17 protein-coding genes are annotated in these 22,303 nt (G+C 53.4%); 5 read left to right on the top strand and 12 right to left on the bottom strand.

Annotated features, from left to right (window positions below):
- Window positions 1-62 precede the first annotated feature (62 nt).
- From kefF to folA, 3 genes are all read left to right on the top strand, one after another.
- Window positions 63-593 (top strand): glutathione-regulated potassium-efflux system oxidoreductase KefF, encoded by a 531-nt coding sequence (gene kefF / locus OGV89_RS15240; protein WP_003018878.1) that lies wholly within the window; start codon window positions 63-65, stop codon window positions 591-593.
- Entirely contained in the window at window positions 586-2,448 is a 1,863-nt protein-coding gene (gene kefC, locus OGV89_RS15235; RefSeq protein ID WP_003018875.1) for a glutathione-regulated potassium-efflux system protein KefC, read from the top strand. Before kefF ends, kefC begins: the two co-directional genes overlap by 8 nt.
- Window positions 2,449-2,646: 198 nt before the next feature.
- On the top strand, window positions 2,647-3,126 hold the full coding sequence (gene folA / locus OGV89_RS15230) for a type 3 dihydrofolate reductase (RefSeq protein WP_003018873.1): 480 nt from the start codon (window positions 2,647-2,649) through the stop codon (window positions 3,124-3,126).
- Between the two features lie 96 nt (window positions 3,127-3,222).
- Here the strand turns inward: folA and apaH are convergent, their stop codons facing one another.
- The 6 genes from apaH to lptD are packed head-to-tail and all read right to left on the bottom strand — an operon-like array spanning window position 3,223 to window position 9,965.
- A complete protein-coding gene (apaH, locus tag OGV89_RS15225; RefSeq protein WP_003018869.1) occupies window positions 3,223-4,071 on the bottom strand; it encodes a bis(5'-nucleosyl)-tetraphosphatase (symmetrical) ApaH in 849 nt (282 codons plus the stop codon).
- A 10-nt stretch (window positions 4,072-4,081) separates the two neighbouring features.
- Entirely contained in the window at window positions 4,082-4,459 is a 378-nt protein-coding gene (apaG, locus tag OGV89_RS15220; RefSeq protein ID WP_003018867.1) for a Co2+/Mg2+ efflux facilitator ApaG/CorD, read from the bottom strand.
- Between the two features lie 2 nt (window positions 4,460-4,461).
- Window positions 4,462-5,283: a 16S rRNA (adenine(1518)-N(6)/adenine(1519)-N(6))-dimethyltransferase RsmA gene (rsmA, locus tag OGV89_RS15215; protein ID WP_003018865.1), complete on the bottom strand. Its 822-nt coding sequence runs from the start codon at window positions 5,281-5,283 to the stop codon at window positions 4,462-4,464.
- Entirely contained in the window at window positions 5,276-6,268 is a 993-nt protein-coding gene (gene pdxA, locus OGV89_RS15210) for a 4-hydroxythreonine-4-phosphate dehydrogenase PdxA (protein ID WP_003837378.1), read from the bottom strand. Before pdxA ends, rsmA begins: the two co-directional genes overlap by 8 nt.
- Window positions 6,268-7,554 carry a peptidylprolyl isomerase SurA gene (surA, locus tag OGV89_RS15205; RefSeq protein WP_046670923.1) on the bottom strand — a complete coding sequence of 429 codons (1,287 nt, stop codon included), beginning with the start codon at window positions 7,552-7,554 and terminating at the stop codon, window positions 6,268-6,270. The genes pdxA and surA overlap by 1 nt, the downstream gene beginning before the upstream one ends.
- Before the next feature lie 53 nt (window positions 7,555-7,607).
- Window positions 7,608-9,965 (bottom strand): LPS assembly protein LptD, encoded by a 2,358-nt coding sequence (lptD, locus tag OGV89_RS15200; RefSeq protein ID WP_016149536.1) that lies wholly within the window; start codon window positions 9,963-9,965, stop codon window positions 7,608-7,610.
- Between the two features lie 255 nt (window positions 9,966-10,220).
- Here lptD and djlA point away from each other — a divergent pair, with 255 nt between their 5' ends.
- Window positions 10,221-11,036, top strand: coding sequence for a co-chaperone DjlA (djlA, locus tag OGV89_RS15195; protein ID WP_003837382.1), 816 nt, complete (start codon window positions 10,221-10,223; stop codon window positions 11,034-11,036).
- A gap of 95 nt (window positions 11,037-11,131) precedes the next feature.
- Here djlA and rluA read toward each other — a convergent pair whose 3' ends face one another.
- From rluA to polB, 3 genes are all read right to left on the bottom strand, one after another.
- Window positions 11,132-11,791, bottom strand: coding sequence for a bifunctional tRNA pseudouridine(32) synthase/23S rRNA pseudouridine(746) synthase RluA (gene rluA, locus OGV89_RS15190; RefSeq protein WP_162648361.1), 660 nt, complete (start codon window positions 11,789-11,791; stop codon window positions 11,132-11,134).
- 11 nt (window positions 11,792-11,802) lie between these two features.
- Window positions 11,803-14,709 carry an RNA polymerase-associated protein RapA gene (gene rapA / locus OGV89_RS15185; protein ID WP_003837386.1) on the bottom strand — a complete coding sequence of 969 codons (2,907 nt, stop codon included), beginning with the start codon at window positions 14,707-14,709 and terminating at the stop codon, window positions 11,803-11,805.
- 131 nt (window positions 14,710-14,840) lie between these two features.
- Window positions 14,841-17,192 carry a DNA polymerase II gene (gene polB / locus OGV89_RS15180; RefSeq protein ID WP_060855462.1) on the bottom strand — a complete coding sequence of 784 codons (2,352 nt, stop codon included), beginning with the start codon at window positions 17,190-17,192 and terminating at the stop codon, window positions 14,841-14,843.
- A 596-nt stretch (window positions 17,193-17,788) separates the two neighbouring features.
- Between polB and OGV89_RS15175 the strand changes: the two genes are divergently transcribed.
- Window positions 17,789-18,172, top strand: coding sequence for a DUF4751 family protein (locus OGV89_RS15175; RefSeq protein WP_044699003.1), 384 nt, complete (start codon window positions 17,789-17,791; stop codon window positions 18,170-18,172).
- A gap of 40 nt (window positions 18,173-18,212) precedes the next feature.
- Here OGV89_RS15175 and araD read toward each other — a convergent pair whose 3' ends face one another.
- From araD to araB, 3 genes are all read right to left on the bottom strand, one after another.
- Complete coding sequence (gene araD, locus OGV89_RS15170; RefSeq protein ID WP_049002749.1) at window positions 18,213-18,908, bottom strand: L-ribulose-5-phosphate 4-epimerase; 696 nt, start codon at window positions 18,906-18,908, stop codon at window positions 18,213-18,215.
- A 97-nt stretch (window positions 18,909-19,005) separates the two neighbouring features.
- Window positions 19,006-20,508: an L-arabinose isomerase gene (gene araA / locus OGV89_RS15165; RefSeq protein ID WP_016149540.1), complete on the bottom strand. Its 1,503-nt coding sequence runs from the start codon at window positions 20,506-20,508 to the stop codon at window positions 19,006-19,008.
- A gap of 10 nt (window positions 20,509-20,518) precedes the next feature.
- A complete protein-coding gene (araB, locus tag OGV89_RS15160; RefSeq protein ID WP_003845711.1) occupies window positions 20,519-22,228 on the bottom strand; it encodes a ribulokinase in 1,710 nt (569 codons plus the stop codon).
- Window positions 22,229-22,303 lie beyond the last annotated feature (75 nt).

Here is a 22,303-nt window from a genome sequence, read left to right as displayed (position 1 = left end):
AGCCTGTGGATTAAGTGACTAAACTCACTGTTATTACAATAATGCAGTGACACAGGCTAATCATGATTCTCATCATTTATGCGCATCCCTATCCGCAGCATTCGCATGCGAATAAGCGGATGCTTGAACAGGCAAGGACGCTGGAGGGCGTGGAGATACGCTCGCTCTACCAGCTCTACCCCGACTTCAATATCGATATTGCCGCTGAACAGGATGCGCTGGCGCGCGCTGATTTGATCATCTGGCAGCATCCGATGCAGTGGTACAGCACACCTCCATTACTCAAGCTGTGGATGGATAAAGTCCTTTCGCACGGCTGGGCGTATGGCCATGGCGGTACCGCGCTGCACGGTAAACAACTGCTGTGGGCGGTGACGACCGGCGGCGGTGAAAACCACTTCGATATTGGCTCCCATCCCGGATTTGATGTGCTTTCTCAGCCTTTACAGGCAACAGCGCTCTATTGCGGCCTCAAATGGCTGCCGCCGTTTGCGATGCACTGTACGTTTATCTGTGATGATGAAACGCTGCAAGCGCAGGCGCGTCACTACAAACAGCGTCTGATGGAATGGCAGGAGGCACACCATGGATAGCCATACGCTGATACAGGCGCTGATTTATCTCGGATCGGCGGCGCTGATTGTACCCATCGCCGTACGGCTGGGATTAGGGTCGGTACTGGGGTATCTCATCGCCGGATGCATTATCGGACCCTGGGGTCTGAGGCTGGTGACGGACGCCGAATCCATCCTGCATTTTGCGGAGATCGGTGTGGTACTGATGCTGTTTGTCATCGGTCTGGAGCTGGATCCGCAACGTTTGTGGAAATTGCGGGCATCGGTGTTCGGCGGCGGTGCGCTACAGATGGTGGTTTGCGGCGGCTTAATTGGTTTGTTCTGTATGTTCCTTGGCCTGCGCTGGCAGGTAGCGGAACTGATCGGCATGACGCTGGCGCTTTCCTCAACGGCTATCGCTATGCAGGCAATGAATGAACGCAACCTGATGGTTTCGCAAATGGGCCGCAGCGCGTTTGCCGTGCTGCTGTTCCAGGATATCGCTGCTATTCCATTGGTGGCGATGATCCCGTTACTGGCGGCGAGCGGCGCATCGACTACGCTTGGGGCGTTTGCATTGTCAGCCCTGAAGGTAGCGGGCGCACTGGTATTGGTGGTGGTATTGGGGCGTTATGTCACACGTCCGGCCTTGCGTTTTGTTGCGCGTTCGGGCCTGCGGGAAGTATTCAGTGCCGTTGCGCTGTTCCTCGTGTTTGGCTTCGGTCTGCTCCTGGAAGAGGTTGGCCTGTCGATGGCGATGGGGGCCTTTCTGGCCGGGGTGCTGCTGGCAAGCTCTGAGTATCGCCACGCGCTGGAAAGCGACATTGAGCCATTTAAAGGATTGCTGCTGGGACTGTTTTTCATTGGCGTGGGGATGTCTATCGACTTTGGTACGCTGATTGATAATCCCTTGCGCATTATCATTTTGCTGGTCGGTTTCCTGGTTATCAAAACCGTCATGCTGTGGTTGATAGCGAAACCGTTGCAGGTGCCGAACAAGCAGCGTCGCTGGTTTGCCGTATTGTTAGGGCAGGGCAGTGAGTTTGCCTTTGTGGTGTTTGGTGCGGCGCAAATGGCAAATGTGCTCGATCCTGACTGGGCGAAATCGCTGACGCTGGCGGTGGCGTTGTCGATGGCGGCTACGCCGATTTTGCTGGTGATTTTGACGCGTCTGGAAAAATCGGCGACTTCGGAAGAGCGGGAAGCCGATGAAATCGATGAGGAGCAACCGCGGGTGATCATCGCTGGATTTGGGCGATTTGGCCAGATAACCGGTCGTCTGTTGTTGTCGAGTGGGGTCAAAATGGTGGTTCTTGATCATGACCCGGACCATATCGAAACGCTGCGTAAATTCGGGATGAAGGTTTTCTATGGCGATGCGACCCGGATGGATCTGCTGGAGTCTGCCGGGGCGGCGAAAGCTGAAGTCATTATTAATGCCATTGACGATCCGCAAACCAGCCTGCAGTTAACCGAAATGGTGAAAGAGCATTTCCCGCATCTGCAAATTATTGCTCGTGCGCGCGATGTGGATCATTACATCCGCCTGCGCCAGGCGGGCGTGGATATGCCGGAACGCGAAACCTTTGAAGGTGCACTGAAGACCGGACGTCTGGCGTTGGAGGGGCTCGGGCTTGGGCGCTATGAGGCACGTGAGCGGGCCGACGTATTCCGCCGATTCAATACCATGATGGTAGAGGAGATGGTGAAAGGGGAAAATGACGCGACTTCCCGCGCGGCCGTTTATAAACGCACCAGCGCAATGCTGAGTGAAATTATTGCGGAAGATCGTCAGCACTTATCGTTAATTCAACGCCATGGCTGGCAAGGCACGGATGAAGGTAAGCATACGGGCGACGTCGCCGATGAGCCGGAAGTGAAACCGTCAGCATAGGGTAAAAAATGTGATGTTCTGCAAACTTTACTGCTAATTGGCTGTTTTTGAACTACTGTAATGCTGGCGTACCACCTTAAATAGGTCGGTTCGCCAGCAGAACGGAAAATTTTCCTGTTCATCCTCTTTCCGCCAGTCGACGAAAGATTGCGCTTTCCGTATAGTGGCGACAATTTTTTTGTATCCGGGAAATATTCAATGATCAGTCTGATTGCGGCGTTAGCGGTAGATCGCGTCATCGGTATGGAGAACGCCATGCCGTGGAACCTCCCTGCCGATCTCGCCTGGTTTAAACGTAATACCTTAAACAAGCCGGTTGTCATGGGACGCCACACCTGGGAATCCATCGGGCGACCGTTACCTGGGCGTAAAAATATCGTCATCAGCAGCAAGCCTGGCACTGACGATCGTGTGCAGTGGGTGAAGTCTGTTGATGAAGCCATTGCGGCCTGCGGTGATGAACCAGAGATTATGGTGATTGGCGGTGGGCGCGTGTATGAGCAGTTCCTGCCAAAAGCGCAGAAGCTGTATCTGACGCACATTGATGCTGAAGTCGAAGGGGATACGCATTTCCCGGACTACGAACCGGATGACTGGGAGTCGGTGTTCAGTGAATTCCACGATGCCGACGCGCAAAACTCTCACAGCTACTGCTTCGAGATTCTGGAGCGTCGTTAATCCTGTAAGTGCCGGATGGCGGCGAAACGCCTTATCCGGCCTATTCTTGTGCCAGATGTAGGCCTGATAAGCGTAGCGCCATCAGGCATAAATCTCTCAGGCGTTGACCGCTTCGCCAGGATCCAGATTCAGATGGCGATTTGATGGCTGCACAAAGTACTGTTTGTCTTCCCAGCGCAGACAGGTGAGATCGCCTCCCCAGCAACACCCCGTATCCAGCGCGTAAATACCTTCTGGTGTGCCTTTGCCTTCCAGCGATGCCCAGTGCCCGAATGCAATGCTGTACGCTTCACTGACAGGTCCAGGAATGGCAAACCATGGCTTCAGCGGGGCAGGCGCGTCTTCTGGTGACTCTTTGCTGTACATATCCAGTTGACCGTTGGGGAAGCAGTAACGCATGCGGGTAAAGGCGTTGGTAATAAAACGCAGGCGTGCCAGCCCGGTCAGTTCCGGGGTCCAGTTATTGGGCATGTCGCCGTACATCGCATCAAGGAAGAAGGGATATGAGTCGCTCGACAACACGGCTTCAACATCGCGAGCACAGTCTTTTGCCGTCTGCAGGTCCCACTGTGGGGTGATACCGGCATGTGCCATCACCAGCTTCTTCTCTTCGTCTACCTGCAACAGCGGTTGACGGCGGAGCCAGTTAAGTAATTCGTCGGCATCCGGTGCTTCGAGCAGCGATGTGACCCTGTCTTTAGGTTTATTACGACTGATACCAGCAAATACGGCCAGCAGGTGTAAATCGTGATTACCCAATACCAACCGCACGCTGTCGCCCAGTGATTTCACGTAGCGCAAAACGTCCAGCGAGCCCGGCCCACGAGCGACCAGATCGCCGGTGAGCCATAGGGTATCTTTTTTGGAATTAAAGTCTACCTGATGCAGCAAGGCTACCAGTTCATCGTAACAACCGTGAACGTCGCCAATAAGGTATGTCGCCATAGTTATTGTTTTAATGAATGAGTGTTGGAACGGCGAGTCGGAATACGGGAATGTCGATGGTAAAGGCGATGCCTTGTTCATCGATCATTTCGTAGTGACCCTGCATGGTGCCCAGCGGCGTTTCAATCACCGCACCGCTGGTGTACTGGTACTCTTCGCCGGGTTCGATATGGGGCTGGACGCCAACCACGCCTTCACCCTGGACTTCTGTTTCGCGGCCATGACCATTAGTGATTAACCAATAACGCCCCAACAGCTGCACAGGCGCTCGCCCCAAATTGCGGATAGTTACGGTGTAAGCAAAAACGTAACGTTCATCATCAGGTGAGGATTGCGCCTCAATGTAGACGCTTTGTACCTGAATGCACACTCGGGGCGAATTGATCATGTTTAACTCTCCTTCGATGGCGCGTTTTCTGACAGATAGTTAGCCATCCGGCAGTATTGCGCGACAGAGATATTTTCCGCTCGCATCGCCGGATCAACGCCCAGCTCTGTCAGTACTTCAACGCTAAACAGGTTACCGAGGCTGTTACGTACCGTTTTACGGCGCTGATTAAACGCTTCGGTGGTAATACGGCTCAGCACACGAACATCTTTAACCGGGTACGGCATCGTCGCGTGAGGGACCAGACGCACTACGGCGGAATCGACTTTAGGCGCAGGCGTAAATGCAGATGGCGGCACTTCAAGTACCGGGATCACATTGCAGTAATACTGCGCCATGACGCTTAATCGACCATACGCTTTACTGTTTGGCCCTGCAACCAGACGATTGACCACCTCTTTTTGCAACATGAAATGCATGTCGGCAATGGCATCAGTATAGGAAAAAAGATGGAACATGAGTGGCGTGGAGATGTTGTACGGCAGGTTGCCGAATACACGCAGCGGCTGTCCCATCGTTTGTGCCAGTTCGCCGAAGTTCATGGTCATAGCATCTTGCTGATAAATCGTCAGCTTAGGCCCTAAAAACGGGTGTGTCTGTAAGCGTGCTGCCAGATCGCGGTCCAGTTCAATGACCGTGAGCTTGTCCAGACGTTCGCCTACTGGTTCGGTCAATGCCGCCAGGCCTGGGCCGATTTCGACCATAGCCTGACCTTTCTGCGGGTTGATAGCAGAGACAATACTTTCGATCACAAACTGATCGTTGAGGAAGTTCTGCCCGAAACGTTTACGGGCTAAATGGCCCTGATGGACTCGATTATTCATTGGTATTAACAATCATTTTGATGGCGAGATTAAGCGCCGTAATAAAACTGCCGACATCTGCTTGTCCATGGCCCGCGAGTTCAAGTGCGGTGCCGTGATCGACGGATGTGCGAATAAAGGGCAGGCCCAGCGTGATATTCACACCGCGACCAAATCCCTGGTATTTTAGCACGGGGAGACCCTGATCGTGGTACATTGCCAGCACGGCATCCGCGTGGTCGAGATATTTGGGCTGAAAAAGCGTATCTGCGGGCAGCGGGCCGTTTAATTTCATCCCCTGCGCACGCAGTTCATCGAGTACCGGAATGAGGGTGTCTATCTCTTCCGTTCCCATATGACCGCCTTCACCAGCATGCGGGTTAAGACCGCACACCAGAATATGTGGATCGGCAATGCCGAACTTAGTGCGTAAATCATGATGCAAAATGCCGATCACTTCCTGAAGCAGGGCGGGCGTAATGGCGTCGGCAACGGCTCTGAGCGGCAAATGCGTGGTTGCCAGGGCAACGCGCAGCTCTTCGGTCGCCAGCATCATAACAACTTTCTTTGCCTGTGAGCGCTCTTCAAAAAACTCGGTATGCCCGGTAAACGGAACGCCTGCGTCATTGATTACGCCCTTGTGAACCGGACCGGTGATCAACGCCGCAAACTCACCTTGCAGACAACCATCGCAGGCGCGAGCCAGCGTATCCACTACATATTGCCCGTTTTCTACCGCCAACTGACCCGCGACAGCAGGTGCCCGCAGCGCAACCGGTAACAGCGTCAATGTGCCTGCTGATTGCGGTCTGGCTGGGGTATCTGGAGAGTAGGGGAGGAGTGAAAGCGGTAAACCGAGCATCGCTGCCCGGTCACTGAGAAGTCCTGCATCCGCACAGACAACGAGTTCTACAGGCCAATCGCGCTGGGCGAGCTGAACCACCAGGTCCGGGCCAATCCCGGCGGGTTCGCCGGGAGTGATAACAACACGTTGAGTACGAGCCATTAGTTGCTCAGAACTTTAACGTAAGCGCTGGCGCGCTGTTCCTGCATCCAGGTTGCTGCTTCTTCCGAGAATTTACGGTTCATCAGCATACGGTAAGCTCTGTCTTTCTGCGCCGCGTCAGTTTTATCAACGTTACGCGTGTCCAGCAGTTCGATCAGATGCCAACCGAAAGAGGAGTGCACCGGGGCGCTCATCTGGCCTTTATGAAGTTTGGTCAGCGCATCGCGGAAAGCTGGGTCGAAAATATCCGCTGCAGCCCAACCCAGATCGCCGCCCTGGTTGGCAGAGCCTGGATCCTGAGAAAACTCTTTAGCGGCTGCCGCGAAGGTAGTTTTACCGCTCTTAATATCTGCCGCGATTTGTTCCAGCTTCAGACGCGCCTGCTGATCGGTCATGATCGGCGACGGCTTAAGTAGAATATGGCGAGCGTGAACTTCAGTCACGGAGATGCTCTGGCTTTGGCCACGCATATCATTGACTTTCAGGATGTGGAAGCCGACACCTGAACGAATTGGGCCGATGATATCGCCTTTTTTCGCAGTGCTTAACGCCTGGGCGAAGATACCCGGCAGCTCCTGAATACGTCCCCAACCCATCTGGCCGCCTTTCAGCGCCTGCTGGTCAGCGGAATAAGTAATAGCCAGTTTGCCGAAATCGCTACCGTTACGCGCTTCATCAACAACAGAGCGTGCCTGGCTTTCAGCCGCGTTAACCTGGTCGGAAGTTGGGTTTTCCGGTAATGGGATCAGAATGTGGCTCAGGTTAAGTTCGGTGCTGGCATCGTTTTGGTTGCCTACCTGTTGCGCCAGGGCATCCACTTCCTGAGGCAGGATGGTGACGCGACGGCGAACTTCGTTGTTACGCACTTCAGAGATGGTCATCTCTTTGCGGATCTGGCTACGATAGGTCGAATAACTTAAACCATCCTGTGCCAAACGACTGCGCATCTGATCCAGCGTCATGTTGTTCTGCTTGGCGATGTTGGCAATAGCCTGATCCAACTGCTCGTCAGAGATTTTAACACCCATCTTCTGACCCATTTGCAGGAGGATTTGATCCATGATCAAACGTTCCAGGATCTGATGACGCAGCGTGGCGTCGTCCGGTAACTGCTGACCAGCCTGACTCGCATTAAGTTTTACTGACTGCATTAAGCCATCGACGTCGCTTTCGAGAACGACGCCGTTATTGACGACGGCTGCGACTTTATCGACTACCTGTGGGGCAGCGAAACTGGTATTCGCGATCATGGCGATACCGAGAAGCAGCGTTTTCCAGTTCTTCATACTTTTTCCATTTCAATTAACCGCGATGCGGATTACGTTGTAAGTCAATCAGATCATAAAGAGCTTTGATACGGCAAAATGTTTGAACGCAACATTTGGTTGGTGCCGAGACCGTAGTTGGAGCTCAGGCCGCGCAGTTCGATATTAAAGCCGATCGTGTTGTCATAAATCGCGTGTTTCTGGGTGTTATCCCAGCCGTTCAGCTTACGTTCGTAACCGAAGCGAATGGCGTAACAGCAGGAGTTGTACTGCAGCCCCAGCATTGAATCTGCTTCTTTGTTCACGTTGGTATCGAAGTAGTAAGCGCCAACAATCGACCAACGGTCGGCGATTGGGAAGCTTGCCACTGCGCCCACCTGTGAGATCCCGTTTTTATACTGCTCTGCCGTAGAGTAGTAAGACGGCAGAGTAGCCTGGATATACTCCGAGCTGGCATAACGGTAGTTCAACTGCAGCATACGGTTTTCGTCGCGACGATATTCGATACTGCTGCTACTGGTTGCAACGCTGTCCAGACGGGTATCGTACTGGATCCCACTGCGTAAACCCCAGCGATCGGAGATGCGCCAGTAGGTATCGCCCGCCCATACCAGTGAGCCCGTTTTGTCGTCATTCTCCCATTTAATGTTGTCATCGCCGGTGCGAGACTCGGTGAAATAGTAGATTTGACCCACGGATATATTAAAACGTTCAACGGCTGCGTCATCATAAACGCGAGATGTGACCCCAGTCGTGACCTGGTTGGCGGAGGCAATGCGGTCCAGACCGCCATAGGTACGGTCACGGAACAGGCCGCTATAGTCGGATTGCAGCAGGGACGAGTCATAGTTATAGATATGACTTTGGTCGCGATACGGTACGTACAGGTACTGCGCGCGCGGCTCCAGCGTCTGGGTATAACCCGGCGCCAGCATTTGCATGTCACGCTCAAACACCATCTTGCCGTCAACTTTAAACTGCGGCATGACGCGGTTAGCTGAATCATCGAGCTTGGTGTTCTGCGGGTTGCTGTTGTACCAATCCAGATTAGTCTGCTGATAGTGCGTTGCCAGCAGTTTTGCTTCGGTATTGATACTTCCCCAGTTGTTCGACAATGGCAGATTGATGGTCGGTTCAAGGTGAACACGCGTCGCTTCCGGCATGTTGTCGTTGGTGTTAACGAAGTGCACCGCCTGACCATAAATACGGGTATCAAACGGACCAACGTCATTCTGGTAGTAGTTGACATCTAACTGCGGCTGCGCAGAGTAGCTGTTACTGTTTTGCGCGTCGAAGACCTGGAACTGCTTGGTCGAAACTGTGGCATCAAAGTTCTGTACCGCGTAGCCGACGCTGAATTTTTGCGTGGCGTAGCCGTCGGTACTGGAACCGTATTTGTTATCGAAATCATTAAAGTAGCTGGTGTCGCTGACCTTGGTATAGTCAACGTTGAAACGCCACACCTGGTCCATCACCCCAGAGTGTTGCCAGTAAAACAGCCAGCGACGTGAATTGTCATCCTTCGGATGTTCGTCCTCATACACTTTATCGGAGTTCAGATAGTCGAACTCCATCAGGCCCGCACCTGCTTGCGTCAGGTAGCGGAATTCGTTTTCCCACATGATCCCGCCACGACGGTGCATATAATGTGGCGTGATGGTGGCGTCCATGTTGGGCGCAATGTTCCAGTAATACGGCAGGTAGAACTCAAAATAGTTATTAGTGGAATATTTTGCGTTCGGGATCAGAAAACCGGAACGGCGCTTATCGCCGACGGGTAACTGTAAATAAGGACTGTAAAAGACCGGAACCGGACCCAGTTTAAAACGGGCGTTCCAGATCTCTGCGACCTGTTCTTCACGGTCGTGGATCACTTCGCTACCGACGACGCTCCAGGTATCGGAACCTGGCAGACAGGAGGTAAAGCTACCGTTTTCCAGAATGGTATAACGGTTTTCGCCACGCTGTTTCATCAGATCGGCTTTCCCGCGTCCCTGACGGCCCACCATCTGGTAATCACCTTCCCAGATGTTGGTATCTTTGGTATTCAGATTCGACCAGCCCTTCGGCCCCTTCAGAATAACCTGATTGTCATCATAATGGACATTGCCCAGCGCATCGACGGTACGTATTGGCTCCGGCTGGCCTTCAGCCTGCTTCTGATGAAGCTGTACTTCGTCGGCCTGCAGGCGGCTGTTACCCTGTGCGATGTCCACGTTGCCGGTAAATACCGCGTCATCGGGATAATTCCCTTTAGCGTTGTCGGCATTGATGGTGACGGGTAATTCATTAGTCTCGCCCTGTACCAGAGGACGGTCATAGCTCGGCACGCCCAGCATACACTGTGAGGCGAGATCGGCTGCCAGGCCCTGATGGCTATAGAGGGCACTGGCAATCATGGTGGCCAGAAGAGTGGGAATACGTTTTTTCATACGTTGTATTTATTGTTCCATCATCAGTAGCGTCGCGCGTGACAAACGGTCACAGCCTAACTTATCTCATCTTCACTGCGCTAGTGTTAATCCTGCCCATTTAGGCATCCGTGGTGTTAGGCACGGCATTGAATGACAGGTATGATAATGCAAATTATAGGCGATGTCCCACAATTGACCGCAGCCGTAAATCGGTAAAAGCACCTTATATTGTGGGACATAGCCTGGCTGAGAGCATAAAGATTTGGGGAGTCTATGCAGTATTGGGGAAAGATAATTGGTGTAGCCGTGGCCTTAATGATGGGTGGCGGCTTCTGGGGTGTGGTTCTGGGGCTGTTAGTTGGCCACATGTTCGACAAAGCCCGCATGCGCAAAATGGCGTGGTTTGCCAACCAACGTGAACGCCAGGCGCTGTTTTTTGCCACCACTTTTGAGGTGATGGGACATCTGACCAAATCCAAAGGTCGCGTCACGGAAGCCGATATTCATATCGCCAGCCAGTTGATGGATCGGATGAATTTGCACGGTGACTCGCGAACGGCTGCACAACACGCCTTCCGGGTAGGAAAATCGGATAATTATCCATTACGTGAAAAGATGCGTCAGTTTCGCAGCGTCTGTTTCGGTCGATTCGATCTGATCCGCATGTTTCTGGAAATTCAAATCCAGGCGGCATTTGCCGATGGGTCGTTACATCCTAATGAGCGTGAAGTGCTGTATGTGATTGCTGAAGAGTTGGGGATCTCACGTACCCAATTTGATCAGTTCCTGCGCATGATGCAGGGCGGCGCGCAGTTTGGCGGCGGATATCAGCAGCAGTCTGGCGGCGGTAGCTGGCAGCAGGCGCAACGCGGCCCGACGCTGGAAGACGCCTGTAATGTGCTGGGTGTGAAAACGACCGATGATGCGACTACCATAAAGCGCGCTTACCGTAAGCTGATGAGCGAGCACCATCCGGACAAACTGGTCGCGAAAGGTCTGCCGCCAGAGATGATGGAAATGGCGAAGCAAAAAGCGCAGGAAATCCAGAAGGCTTACGAGTTAATCAAAGAACAAAAAGGCTTTAAATAATAATTATGCCGGATGCGGCTAGCGCTTTATCCGGCCTACGGTAATGAATGTAGGCCGGGCAAGCGAAGCGCCCCCGGCATAAATTGGCTCAGAATTTAAAAATCCGCCGGGACTTTAAACGTCATACTGTTGCCGTATTCGGGATGCGTGATGGTTAGCATCTCGGCGTGCAGCAGCAGGCGGGGCGCCAACGCCAGCGCTTCAGGCGGAGCATAGAAGCGATCGCCGAGGATTGGATGCCCTAACGCCAGCATATGCACACGCAGCTGGTGGGAGCGTCCGGTAATCGGTTTAAGCACTACCCGGGAGGTGTTATCCGCCGCGAACTCCACCACCTCATACTCTGTCTGCGCTGATTTCCCGGTCTCATAACACACTTTTTGCTTTGGCCTGTTCGGCCAGTCGCAAATCAGCGGTAAATCAACCAGACCCTCGGCCGGAGCGGGATGCCCCCAGACGCGTGCAACATACTGTTTTTTCGGTTCGCGCTCGCGAAACTGGCGTTTTAGCTCGCGCTCTGCCGCTTTGGTTAGCGCGACTACAATCACGCCGCTGGTGGCCATATCCAGACGATGTACGGATTCAGCCTGCGGATAATCGCGCTGGATACGCGTCATCACGCTGTCTTTGTGCTCATCCAGACGACCCGGCACAGACAATAAACCGCTCGGCTTGTTGACCACCATAATGTGCTCATCCTGATACAGGATGACCAACCAGGGTTCCTGCGGCGGATTGTAGTTTTCCATCCCCATGTATGGCTCCGTTACTGATGCGTCACGACGATCAGGCGCAGGGCATCCAGACGCCAGCCCGCCTGATCCAGGCTTTCCATCACCTGCTGACGGTTGCTTTCAATTGCGCTGAGTTCGTCATCACGGATGTTCGGGTTAACGGCACGCAGCGCTTCCAGACGGGAGAGTTCCGCAGTCAGTTTTTCGTCCGCTTCTTTACGCGCCGCGTCGATCAGCGCGCGGGCTGATTTTTCCACCTGTGCTTCACCGAGTTGCAGAATAGCATGAACGTCCTGCTGCACGGCGTTGACCAGTTTACTGCCGGTGTGGCGGTTAACGGCGCTGAGCTGACGGTTAAAGGTTTCGAACTCAACCTGTGCAGCGAGGTTATTGCCGTTTTTATCCAGCAGCATACGTACCGGCGTTGGCGGCAGGAAGCGGTTCAGCTGCAGCTGTTTCGGCGCTTGCGCTTCAACCACATACACCAGCTCAACCAACAGAGTTCCGACCGGCAATGCTTTGTTTTTCAACAACGAAATGGTGCTGCTGCCGGTGTCGCCAGAGAGGATAAGATCCAGACCATTACGGATTAACGGATGCTCCCAGGTAATAAACTGAGCGTCTTCACGCGACAGAGCGACATCACGCTCAAACGTAATGGTGCAGCCATCTTCCGGCAATCCAGGGAAATCTGGCACCAGCATATGATCGGACGGTGTCAGCACGATCAAATTGTCACCACGGTCATCCTGATTAATACCAACGATATCAAACAGGTTCATGGCGAAGGCGATCAGGCTGGTATCATCGTCCTGTTCTTCAATACTCTCAGCCAGTGCCAGCGCTTTTTCACCGCCGTTAGAGTGGATCTCGAGCAGACGATCACGACCTTGCTCCAGCTGAGCTTTCAGCGCGTCATGTTGTTCGCGACAGGTTTTGATCAGATCGTCAAAGCCATCGGTATTTTCTGGTTCAGCCAGGTAGCCGATCAGATTGTTATAGACCGTGTCGTAGATGGTACGGCCGGTCGGGCAGGTGTGTTCGAACGCATCCAGACCTTCGTGGTACCAGCGCACCAGCACGGATTGTGCGGTTTTTTCCAGGTACGGGACGTGGATCTGAATATCATGCGCCTGACCAATACGGTCCAGACGGCCAATACGCTGTTCCAGCAGGTCCGGGTTGAACGGCAGGTCAAACATCACCAGATTGCTGGCGAACTGGAAGTTACGCCCTTCGGAGCCGATTTCAGAACACAGCATTACCTGAGCGCCGCTATCTTCTTCACTAAACCAGGCTGCGGCGCGGTCACGCTCAATGATCGACATCCCTTCATGGAACACGGCAGCACGGATACCTTCGCGCTCGCGCAGGACCTGCTCCAGTTGAAGCGCGGTGGTGGCTTTTGCACAGATAACTAATACTTTTTGCGAGCGGTGGCTGGTCAGATAGCCCATCAGCCATTCCACGCGCGGGTCAAAGTTCCACCAGGTGCCGGTATCGCCTTCGAATTCCTGATAAATCTGTTCCGGGTAGAGCATATCGCGCGCCCGGTCTTCCGCGCTTTTACGCGCACCCATAATGCCGGAGACTTTAATCGCCGTCTGGTATTGGGTCGGCAGCGGCAGCTTGATGGTGTGCAGCTCGCGTTTTGGGAAGCCTTTCACACCATTACGGGTGTTACGGAACAGCACGCGGCTGGTGCCATGGCGGTCCATCAGCATCGAAACCAGCTCCTGACGCGCGCTCTGGGCATCTTCGCTGTCGCTGTTTGCCGCTTGCAATAGCGGCTCAATGTCCTGCTCGCCAATCATGTCGCCTAACATGTTCAGCTCACTGTTACTCAGCTTGTTGCCTGCCAGTAACATAGCGACGGCGTCGGCGACCGGACGATAATTTTTTTGCTCTTCAACAAACTGGGCGAAATCGTGGAAACGGCTGGGGTCCAGCAGGCGCAGACGAGCAAAGTGACTTTCCATGCCCAGCTGCTCCGGTGTAGCGGTTAGCAGCAGGATGCCCGGCACACGTTCTGCCAGTTGTTCAATGGCCATATATTCGCGGCTGGGCGCGTCTTCGCTCCACACCAGGTGATGCGCTTCATCGACGATCAGCAGATCCCATTCGGCGTCACACAGATGCTCCAGGCGCTGTTTACTGCGACGGGCAAAGTCCAGCGAGCAGATGACCAGTTGTTCGGTTTCAAACGGGTTGTAGGCGTCGTGCTGCGCTTCTGCATAACGCTCATCATCAAACAGGGCAAAACGCAGGTTGAAGCGACGCAGCATTTCGACCAGCCACTGGTGCTGTAATGTCTCCGGCACGATGATCAGCACGCGCTCTGCGGCGCCTGACAGCAGCTGTTGATGCAGGATCATCCCGGCTTCAATGGTTTTACCTAAACCCACTTCGTCTGCCAGTAAAACGCGAGGGGCATGACGACGGCCAACATCATGGGCAATGTTCAGCTGGTGAGGAATCAGGCTGGTACGTTGACCACGCAAACCACTCCACGGCATACGGTATTGTTCGCTCTGAAATTTACGCGCGCGATAGCGCAGAGCAAAGCGATCCATGCGGTCAATCTGGCCGGCAAACAGGCGATCTTGTGGTTTGCTGAATACCAGTTTGCTGTCGAGTAGTACTTCACGCAGCATGACACCGGTTTCTTCGGTATCCAGGCGGGTTCCGATATAGGCAAGCAGGCCGTTTTCTTCTTTTACTTCATCGACATGCAGTTGCCAGCCTTCATGGCTTGTTATCGTATCGCCTGGATTGAACATCACGCGGGTCACGGGGGAATCACTGCGCGCATACAGACGGTTTTCGCCCGTCGATGAGAAAAGTAATGTGACGGTTCGCGCATCCATGGCGACAACGGTACCAAGTCCCAATTCGCTTTCTGTATCGCTGATCCAGCGTTGACCAAGTGTAAAAGGCATATATGTTCGGCTCTATATCTTTAGTTGCAGGCAATACTCACCCTCTGCCAGAGTAAAGTGGCAGCAAGTGTATTGGGGTCCAGGAATGGAAAGGGCGCTATGGTACTGGATGGCGACGGTTTCGTCACGCGTCAAAATAACCCCAGTTGCCCTGTGAGTAGTGTAGCAAAATTATCGTCAATAAAGGGAAGAATTCCCTCGGCAACGGGTTGGATCTGGCGTGTCAGATAATGCTCGTAATCGAGCACAGATAGCTGATAATCAACAGGTTCTGGGCCATTGACCGTCCAGACATATTTTATGGTTCCGCGATTTTGATACTGCGGTGGACGCCCCAGCTTTACATTCTGCTCATCGGCGAGGCGCGCGGCACGCACGTGTGGTGGAACATTTCGCTGGTATTCGCTTAACGGGCGGCGCAGGCGCTTGCGGTACACCAGTTGTTCATCCATTTCACCGGCCATCAGACGGTCAATAGTCTCGCGAACAAACTCCTGATAAGGTTCGTTACGAAAAATTCGCAGGTATAGCTCCTGCTGAAACTGTTGGGCCAGCGGCGTCCAGTCGGTTCGTACCGTTTCAAGTCCCTTAAACACCATACGTTGCTCAGCGCCGTCCTGAATCATCCCTGCATAGCGTTTTTTACTGCCGGTATCTGCACCGCGAATGGTCGGCATCAGAAAGCGACAAAAATGGGTTTCAAATTCCAGCTCCAGCGCACTGGTCAGGTTTTGTTGCTTCAGCGACTGCGCCCACCAGTCGTTGACATAGCTCACCAGCTCACGGCCAATCCGGGCGGCATCGTCTTCTGAGTGCGCCTTTTTCAGCCAGACAAAGGTCGAGTCGGTATCGCCATAGATAACGTCGTAGCCCTGAGCTTCAATCAGTGCTTTGGTCTGGCGCATGATCGCATGACCGCGCATGGTAATGGACGAGGCCAGTCTCGGGTCGAAAAAGCGACAGGCGGTGGTTCCCAGCACGCCGTAAAATGCGTTCATGATGATTTTCAGCGCCTGCGAGAGCGGCTTATTGCCGCGGCGTTTTGCTTCATCGCGACCATGCCAGATCCGGGTCACGATTTCCGGCAGGCAGTGCTTTTCACGTGAGAACCAGGCGTCAAGGAACCCTTCGGTGCTGTGCTCCGGATCCGGCTGCGCCATTCCTTCGATAAGCCCCACCGGATCGATTAAAAAAGTACGTATTATTGAGGGGTACAGGCTTTTGTAATCCAGCACCAGTACCGAGTCGTATAAGCCGGGGCGCGAGTCCATCACGTAGCCACCGGGGCTGGCGTGAGCGGGGACTTCACCCAGGTTCGGTGCCACATACCCCGCCCGGTGCATTCGTGGCAGGTAGAGATGTCCGAAGGCGGCAACTGAACCACCGTGCCGGTCGACCGGCAGACCGTTGACCGTCGATCGCTCAAGCAGAAATGGCATGATCTCGGTTTTATGAAAAATACGCGTGACCAACTCACAGTCTTTGAGATTGTAGGTGGCGAGCGCGGGCTTATCCTGGGCAAACCGGCGATCGATTTCGTCCATCCTGTCCCAGGGATTATCAATTGACTTCCCTTCGCCCAGTAGCTCCTGCGACACCGTCTCCAGCGAAAATGACGAGAAATTCCAGAATGCGGATTTGAGCGCCTCAATGCCGTCGATAATCAGGCGACCTTTAGCCTGCGCGAAGAACACGCCGTTTTTGAAGCCATGCTCGCGCCACTCCAGCTCGCTATTGTCACGACCAAAACGCAGGGGAATGCGGTAACGTTCGGCGTGCTTTTGCAGGACGCGTAAATCGAATTGCACGACGTTCCAGCCGATTATCACATCAGGATCGTGACGGGCAATCCAGTCATTGAGCTTTTCCAACAACTGCGGGCGGCTTGCAACGTACTCAAGTTCAAAATCCAGCGCAGAGGCGTCACCGTTTGCCGGGCCGAGCATATAGACAATACGCTGCCCACAGCCCTCAAGACCGATGCAGTAGAGTTCGCCGTGGCGCGTGGTTTCGATATCCAGCGATACCCATTTTAGCGGTGGTCGATAGTCAGGGTTCGGCTTCAGGCGGGCATTAACCAGCATTTCGTCATGTCTGTCGCCTTCGACCCAAACAGGGGAGGTGATAAAGCGCTCCATCAGATACCGCTCCGGCGGCCGTACGTCAGCTTCGTAGACGGTGACTGCGTTTTCGCGCAGCAGTTTTTCCAGCCGCATAAGCTGGCGATGTGAGCGGCAATACAGGCCGGAAACGGGCTGGCGGTGGAAGTCTTGCAACTGAAGAGGCGTCAGGCGATAGCCGTTTTCAGTGCGTAATAATGACGTGACGCGAGGAACCTGACTGGTGGGAATAAACGCGACTGACTCCTGAGGCGCAAGCGTGACCTGCAGCGGCCCATCGTCTGTAGCCAGCCAGAATGAGACCTCAGTTCCCTGCGGAGTGTCCCGCCAGTGTCGGGTTAGAATAAAGCCTGCCTGCGCCACGCTGTGTATCCGTCAAAAAGCCAGACACTATTATAGCCTGGTTTACATGATTGTACTGTTATTTTGTACAGTTATTCGACGTAAGACGCGGTACCCGCTGGAGTAAAAAGCGTCTCTGAGTAAAAAATGTGTTGTGTCAGCCTGGGTTATCTTCGTATTTAATATATGAATATCGTGCCTAAGACGAGTTGCAGTGAACTATTTTATTGGTGTGGCTGTTGTTTTAAATGGCGATTGTCCATCTGGGTTATGTATTGAATTGATATTATAAAGTCCATTATCGGATGTTTGCTGTTTTTCGGATTTGTGCTTATTTATTTTTGCTACATCTTTCTCGGATTCAGGAAAAGTTACTTTTTTTATTTGTGTTTATTAATGGTTGATGTAAAGATTTTATTCGAAGCATCCGGATATGAGTTTGAAATATAATATATATTTAATCGTATTTATTGCCGAATAGAAACGGATTTTCAGTTCGAATTCGTCGGGAATCTCTCTGTAGAATTTGGTTTTTATCTCGGGATATAATTTATTTTCAGCTTACTGTTCGGGTGCTTCTTAATACATATCCGGGAAAGTGATGAGATGGTGTTTTTATGAATGTTTATACTCAGGCAATTTTGCCTGGATACCAGCACTATCTATTTGTTAATACTCAGCTATCAAACCCATTAATTAAAACTGTGAGCAAATATATTGAGTACAAAACATGGACCGGACAAATTTGGCGGACTGAAATAATTGAAAGTGGAAACGCTTTTTTTCACTGGCAGGGGCATGACAGAAGAAATGGTCATCGTGATACGGTAATTAATTATTTGTTGTGTGGGCAGAAATGGCAGTCAACGATAACAGATTATATTTTCTTCCATTCACTGGAAGGAGAGGAAACTCATGGGAATTATGACAATGTGATTGAGTATGTTTCTTCTAATAACTGTGTTTATCAAAGTGCTTTTGCTGAATATATAGCCGAGTAGAAATAAAGCGCGCGACGATCAAAACGCGCTTATATAAAGGTTACTGCCCGTAGTAGGCTTTAGCACCGTGTTTACGCAGGTAATGCTTATCTAGCAGGGTTTGTTGCATATCTGGCAATTGCGGCGCGAGCTGGCGACAGAAGATCCCCATGTAGGCGACTTCTTCCAGCACGATGGCGTTATGCACTGCATCTTCGGCATTTTTTCCCCAGGCAAACGGACCGTGAGAGTGCACTAGCACGCCAGGCATCTGCGAGGCGTCAATACCTTGTTTCTCAAAGGTTTCAACGATCACATTGCCGGTTTCCCATTCATATTCGCCGTTGATTTCTTCGTCGGTCATTTTCCGTGTGCAGGGAATCGAACCGTAGAAATAGTCCGCATGGGTGGTACCCGTGGCCGGAATCGACTGACCCGCCTGCGCCCAGATTGTCGCGTGACGCGAGTGGGTATGAACAATACCGCCAATGGTCGGGAATGCCTGATACAGCAGTCGGTGCGTTGGGGTGTCGGAAGAGGGCTTCTTCTGGCCTTCGACTACTTCACCCGTGGCGATACTGACTACCACCATATCGTCTGCGGTCATTACGCTGTAATCGACCCCGGAAGGTTTAATCACAAACACGTCGCGCTCGCGATCGACGGCGCTGACGTTCCCCCAGGTCAGGGTGACCAGATTGTGCTTAGGCAACGCCAGATTGGCTTCCAGTACCTGACGTTTAAGATCTTCTAGCATGTTAACTCCTGAATGCCGGATGGCGCTTCGCTTATCCGGCCTACGGTGATTTGTAGGCCCGGTAAATGAAATGCCACCGGGCAATCCGTTTCGACAATTAACGTTTGAACCCGTAATACACTTCGTTCCAGCGCAGCGCGTCCTTAAAGGCCGGCAGGCGGGTATCGTTATCGATCACAGCGATCTCGATATCGTGCATTTCAGCGAACTGGCGCATATCGTTCAGATCCAGCGCGTGGCTGAACACGGTGTGGTGCGCGCCACCGGCCAGGATCCATGCTTCAGATGCGGTCGGCAGATCGGGTTGAGCTTTCCACAGCGCGTTAGCTACAGGCAGTTTCGGCAGGGAGTGCGGTGTTTGTACCGTGTCGATGCAGTTAACCAGCAGGCGAAAACGATCGCCGAGATCGATCAGGCTGGCAACCACGGCCGGGCCGGCTTTGGTGTTGAAGATCAGACGGGCGGGATCGTCTTTACCACCAATGCCGAGGTGCTGTACGTCGAGGATCGGTTTCTCTTCCACCGCGATGGACGGGCAAACTTCCAGCATGTGCGAACCGAGTACCAGATCGTTGCCTTTCTCGAAGTGGTAGGTGTAATCCTCCATAAATGAGGTGCCGCCCTGCAGACCGGTTGACATCACCTTCATGATGCGAAGCAGAGCGGCGGTTTTCCAGTCGCCTTCGCCCGCAAAGCCATAGCCTTGCTGCATCAGACGCTGTACGGCCAGACCCGGAAGCTGTTTCAGGCCGTGTAAATCTTCAAATGTGGTGGTGAAGGCGTGGAATCCACCCTGTTCCAGGAAGCGCTTCATCCCCAGTTCAATACGGGCAGCTTCCAGGACGTTCTGACGTTTTTCACCGTGGACTTGCGTCGCCGCCGTCATGGTGTAAGTGCTTTCATACTCATCGATTAGCGCGTTGATTTCGCCGTCGCTAATTGCGTTCACGACCTGCACCAGATCGCCCACGGCCCAGGTGTTTACCGAGAAACCGAACTTGATCTGCGCAGCGACTTTATCGCCATCTGTGACCGCAACTTCGCGCATGTTGTCGCCAAAACGGCAGACTTTCAGATGGCGAGTGTCCTGTTTGGACACGGCCTGGCGCATCCAGGAGCCGATGCGTTCGTGTGCCTGTTTGTCCTGCCAGTGACCGGTGACCACGGCGTGCTGCTGACGCATACGTGCGCCGATAAAGCCGAACTCACGACCGCCGTGCGCGGTTTGGTTCAGGTTCATAAAGTCCATATCAATGCTGTCCCACGGCAGGGCGGCGTTGAACTGGGTGTGGAACTGAAGTAGCGGTTTATTAAGGATAGTCAGGCCGTTGATCCACATTTTGGCCGGGGAGAAGGTATGCAGCCAGACCACCATCCCTGCACAGCGATCGTCGTAGTTAGCGTCACGACAGATAGCGGTAATCTCGTCAGGGGAAGTGCCCAGCGGTTTTAATACCAGCTTACAGGGCAGTTTGGCTTCAGTATTCAGTGCGTTAACGACGTGCTCCGCATGTTGGGTTACCTGACGCAGGGTTTCAGGGCCATACAGATGCTGGCTACCAATCACAAACCACACTTCATAGTTATCAAAAATCGTCATTGTCGTGTCCTTAATGTGTCAGGGTTGCCAGGTCTACCGGGGCTTGTTGCGCCGGAGCGGCAGTCGGAAGGTATTGTTGTTCAGCGCTTACCGCCCACTGCTGATAGCGGCGGTAGAGTTGTTCAAAACGTTGAGCCTGCTCTGGGCGAGGTTGCAGCGTGTTTTCCACGGCGCTTGCCATTTGCTGCTGAGCGGCTGGGATATCGGCGTGTACTTTCGCGGCAACGGCAGCAAAGATAGCCGCACCGAGTGCGCAGCACTGGTCTGAAGCGACAATCTGTAGCGGGCGGTTCAGCACGTCACAGCAGGCCTGCATGATGACCGGGTTCTTGCGCGCGATACCGCCAAGCGCCATTACGTTGTTAACAGCAATGCCTTGTTCGGTGAAGCATTCCATTATGGCGCGTGCGCCAAAGGCCGTGGCGGCAATCAGCCCACCGAACAGCGCTGGCGCGTCAGTTGCCAGGTTCAGATCGGTAATTACCCCTTTCAAACGCTGGTTGGCATTGGGCGTACGGCGACCGTTGAACCAGTCGAGCACCACCGGGAGATGCTCCAGCGATGGATTTTTCGCCCATGCTTCAGTGAGTGCAGGCAGCAGCTGTTTTTGACTGGCTTTAATCTGGGGCTGCAGTTCCGGATGCTGTGCGGCAAGCTGTTCCAGAGGCCAGCTCAGCACGCGGCTAAACCAGGCATAGATATCACCGAATGCAGACTGGCCAGCTTCGAGGCCAATAAAACTAGGTACCACGCTGCCATCAACCTGGCCGCATATGCCTTTCACCGCGCGTTCGCCGACGCTGTGCTTGTCGGCAATCAGAATGTCGCAGGTCGACGTGCCGATGACTTTCACCAGCGTGTTAGGCTGTGCGCCTGCGCCAACCGCGCCCATATGGCAGTCAAAAGCACCGCCTGCAATCACCACGCTTTCCGGTAGCCCCAGGCGCTGTGCCCACTCAGCGCACAGGGTGCCAACCGGCAGATCCGCGGTGAAGGTATCGGTAAACATTGGGTATTGCAGATGGCGGTTGAGGATGGGGTCGAGTTCGTCAAAGAAACTGGCTGGCGGCAGACCACCCCAGCTTTCATGCCACAGGGATTTATGTCCGGCGCTGCAGCGACCGCGACGAATATCCTGTGGGCGTACGGTGTTGGAGAGCAGGGCCGGAACCCAATCGCATAGCTCAATCCACGAGACCGCAGCTTCGGCTACCGCATGGTCCTGACGAGTTACATGCAGGATTTTGGCCCAGAACCATTCGCTGGAATAAATGCCGCCGATATAGCGGGAGTAATCGATCTTGCCCGGTGTGTGGCACAGGCGGGTGATTTCTTCAGCTTCTTCTACTGAGGTGTGATCTTTCCACAGGACAAACATTGCATTCGGGTTTTCCGCGAACTCCGGACGCAGTGCCAGTACGTTACCGTCTGCATCGATGGGCGCCGGGGTTGAGCCGGTACTGTCAACGCCGATCCCGACCACTTCCGCGCGCTGTTCAGCGCTCAGTTCGGCCAATACGGTTTTCAGCGCCGCTTCCATGGATTCAATGTAGTCGCGCGGATGATGGCGAAACTGGTTGTTTGGGCCATCGCAATACTGCCCTTCCTGCCAACGTGGATACCACTCAACGCTGGTGGCGATCTCTTCGCCGGTGGCACATTCCACCGCCAAAGCGCGTACTGAATCACTACCAAAATCGAGGCCAATTGCAATCGCCATCGTCTTACTCCATCCAAAAATACGGGTATGGATAAACAGTAGTGAGTAGCGATAAAAACCGTCAGGCAGGATCCG

Source organism: Citrobacter sp. Cf125 (assembly GCF_030333935.1).
In the GTDB taxonomy this organism is placed as follows: Bacteria; Pseudomonadota; Gammaproteobacteria; order Enterobacterales; family Enterobacteriaceae; genus Citrobacter; species Citrobacter freundii.
The sequence above is the reverse complement of the archived record's forward strand: the minus strand, read 5'-3'. Positions and strand labels throughout refer to the sequence as shown.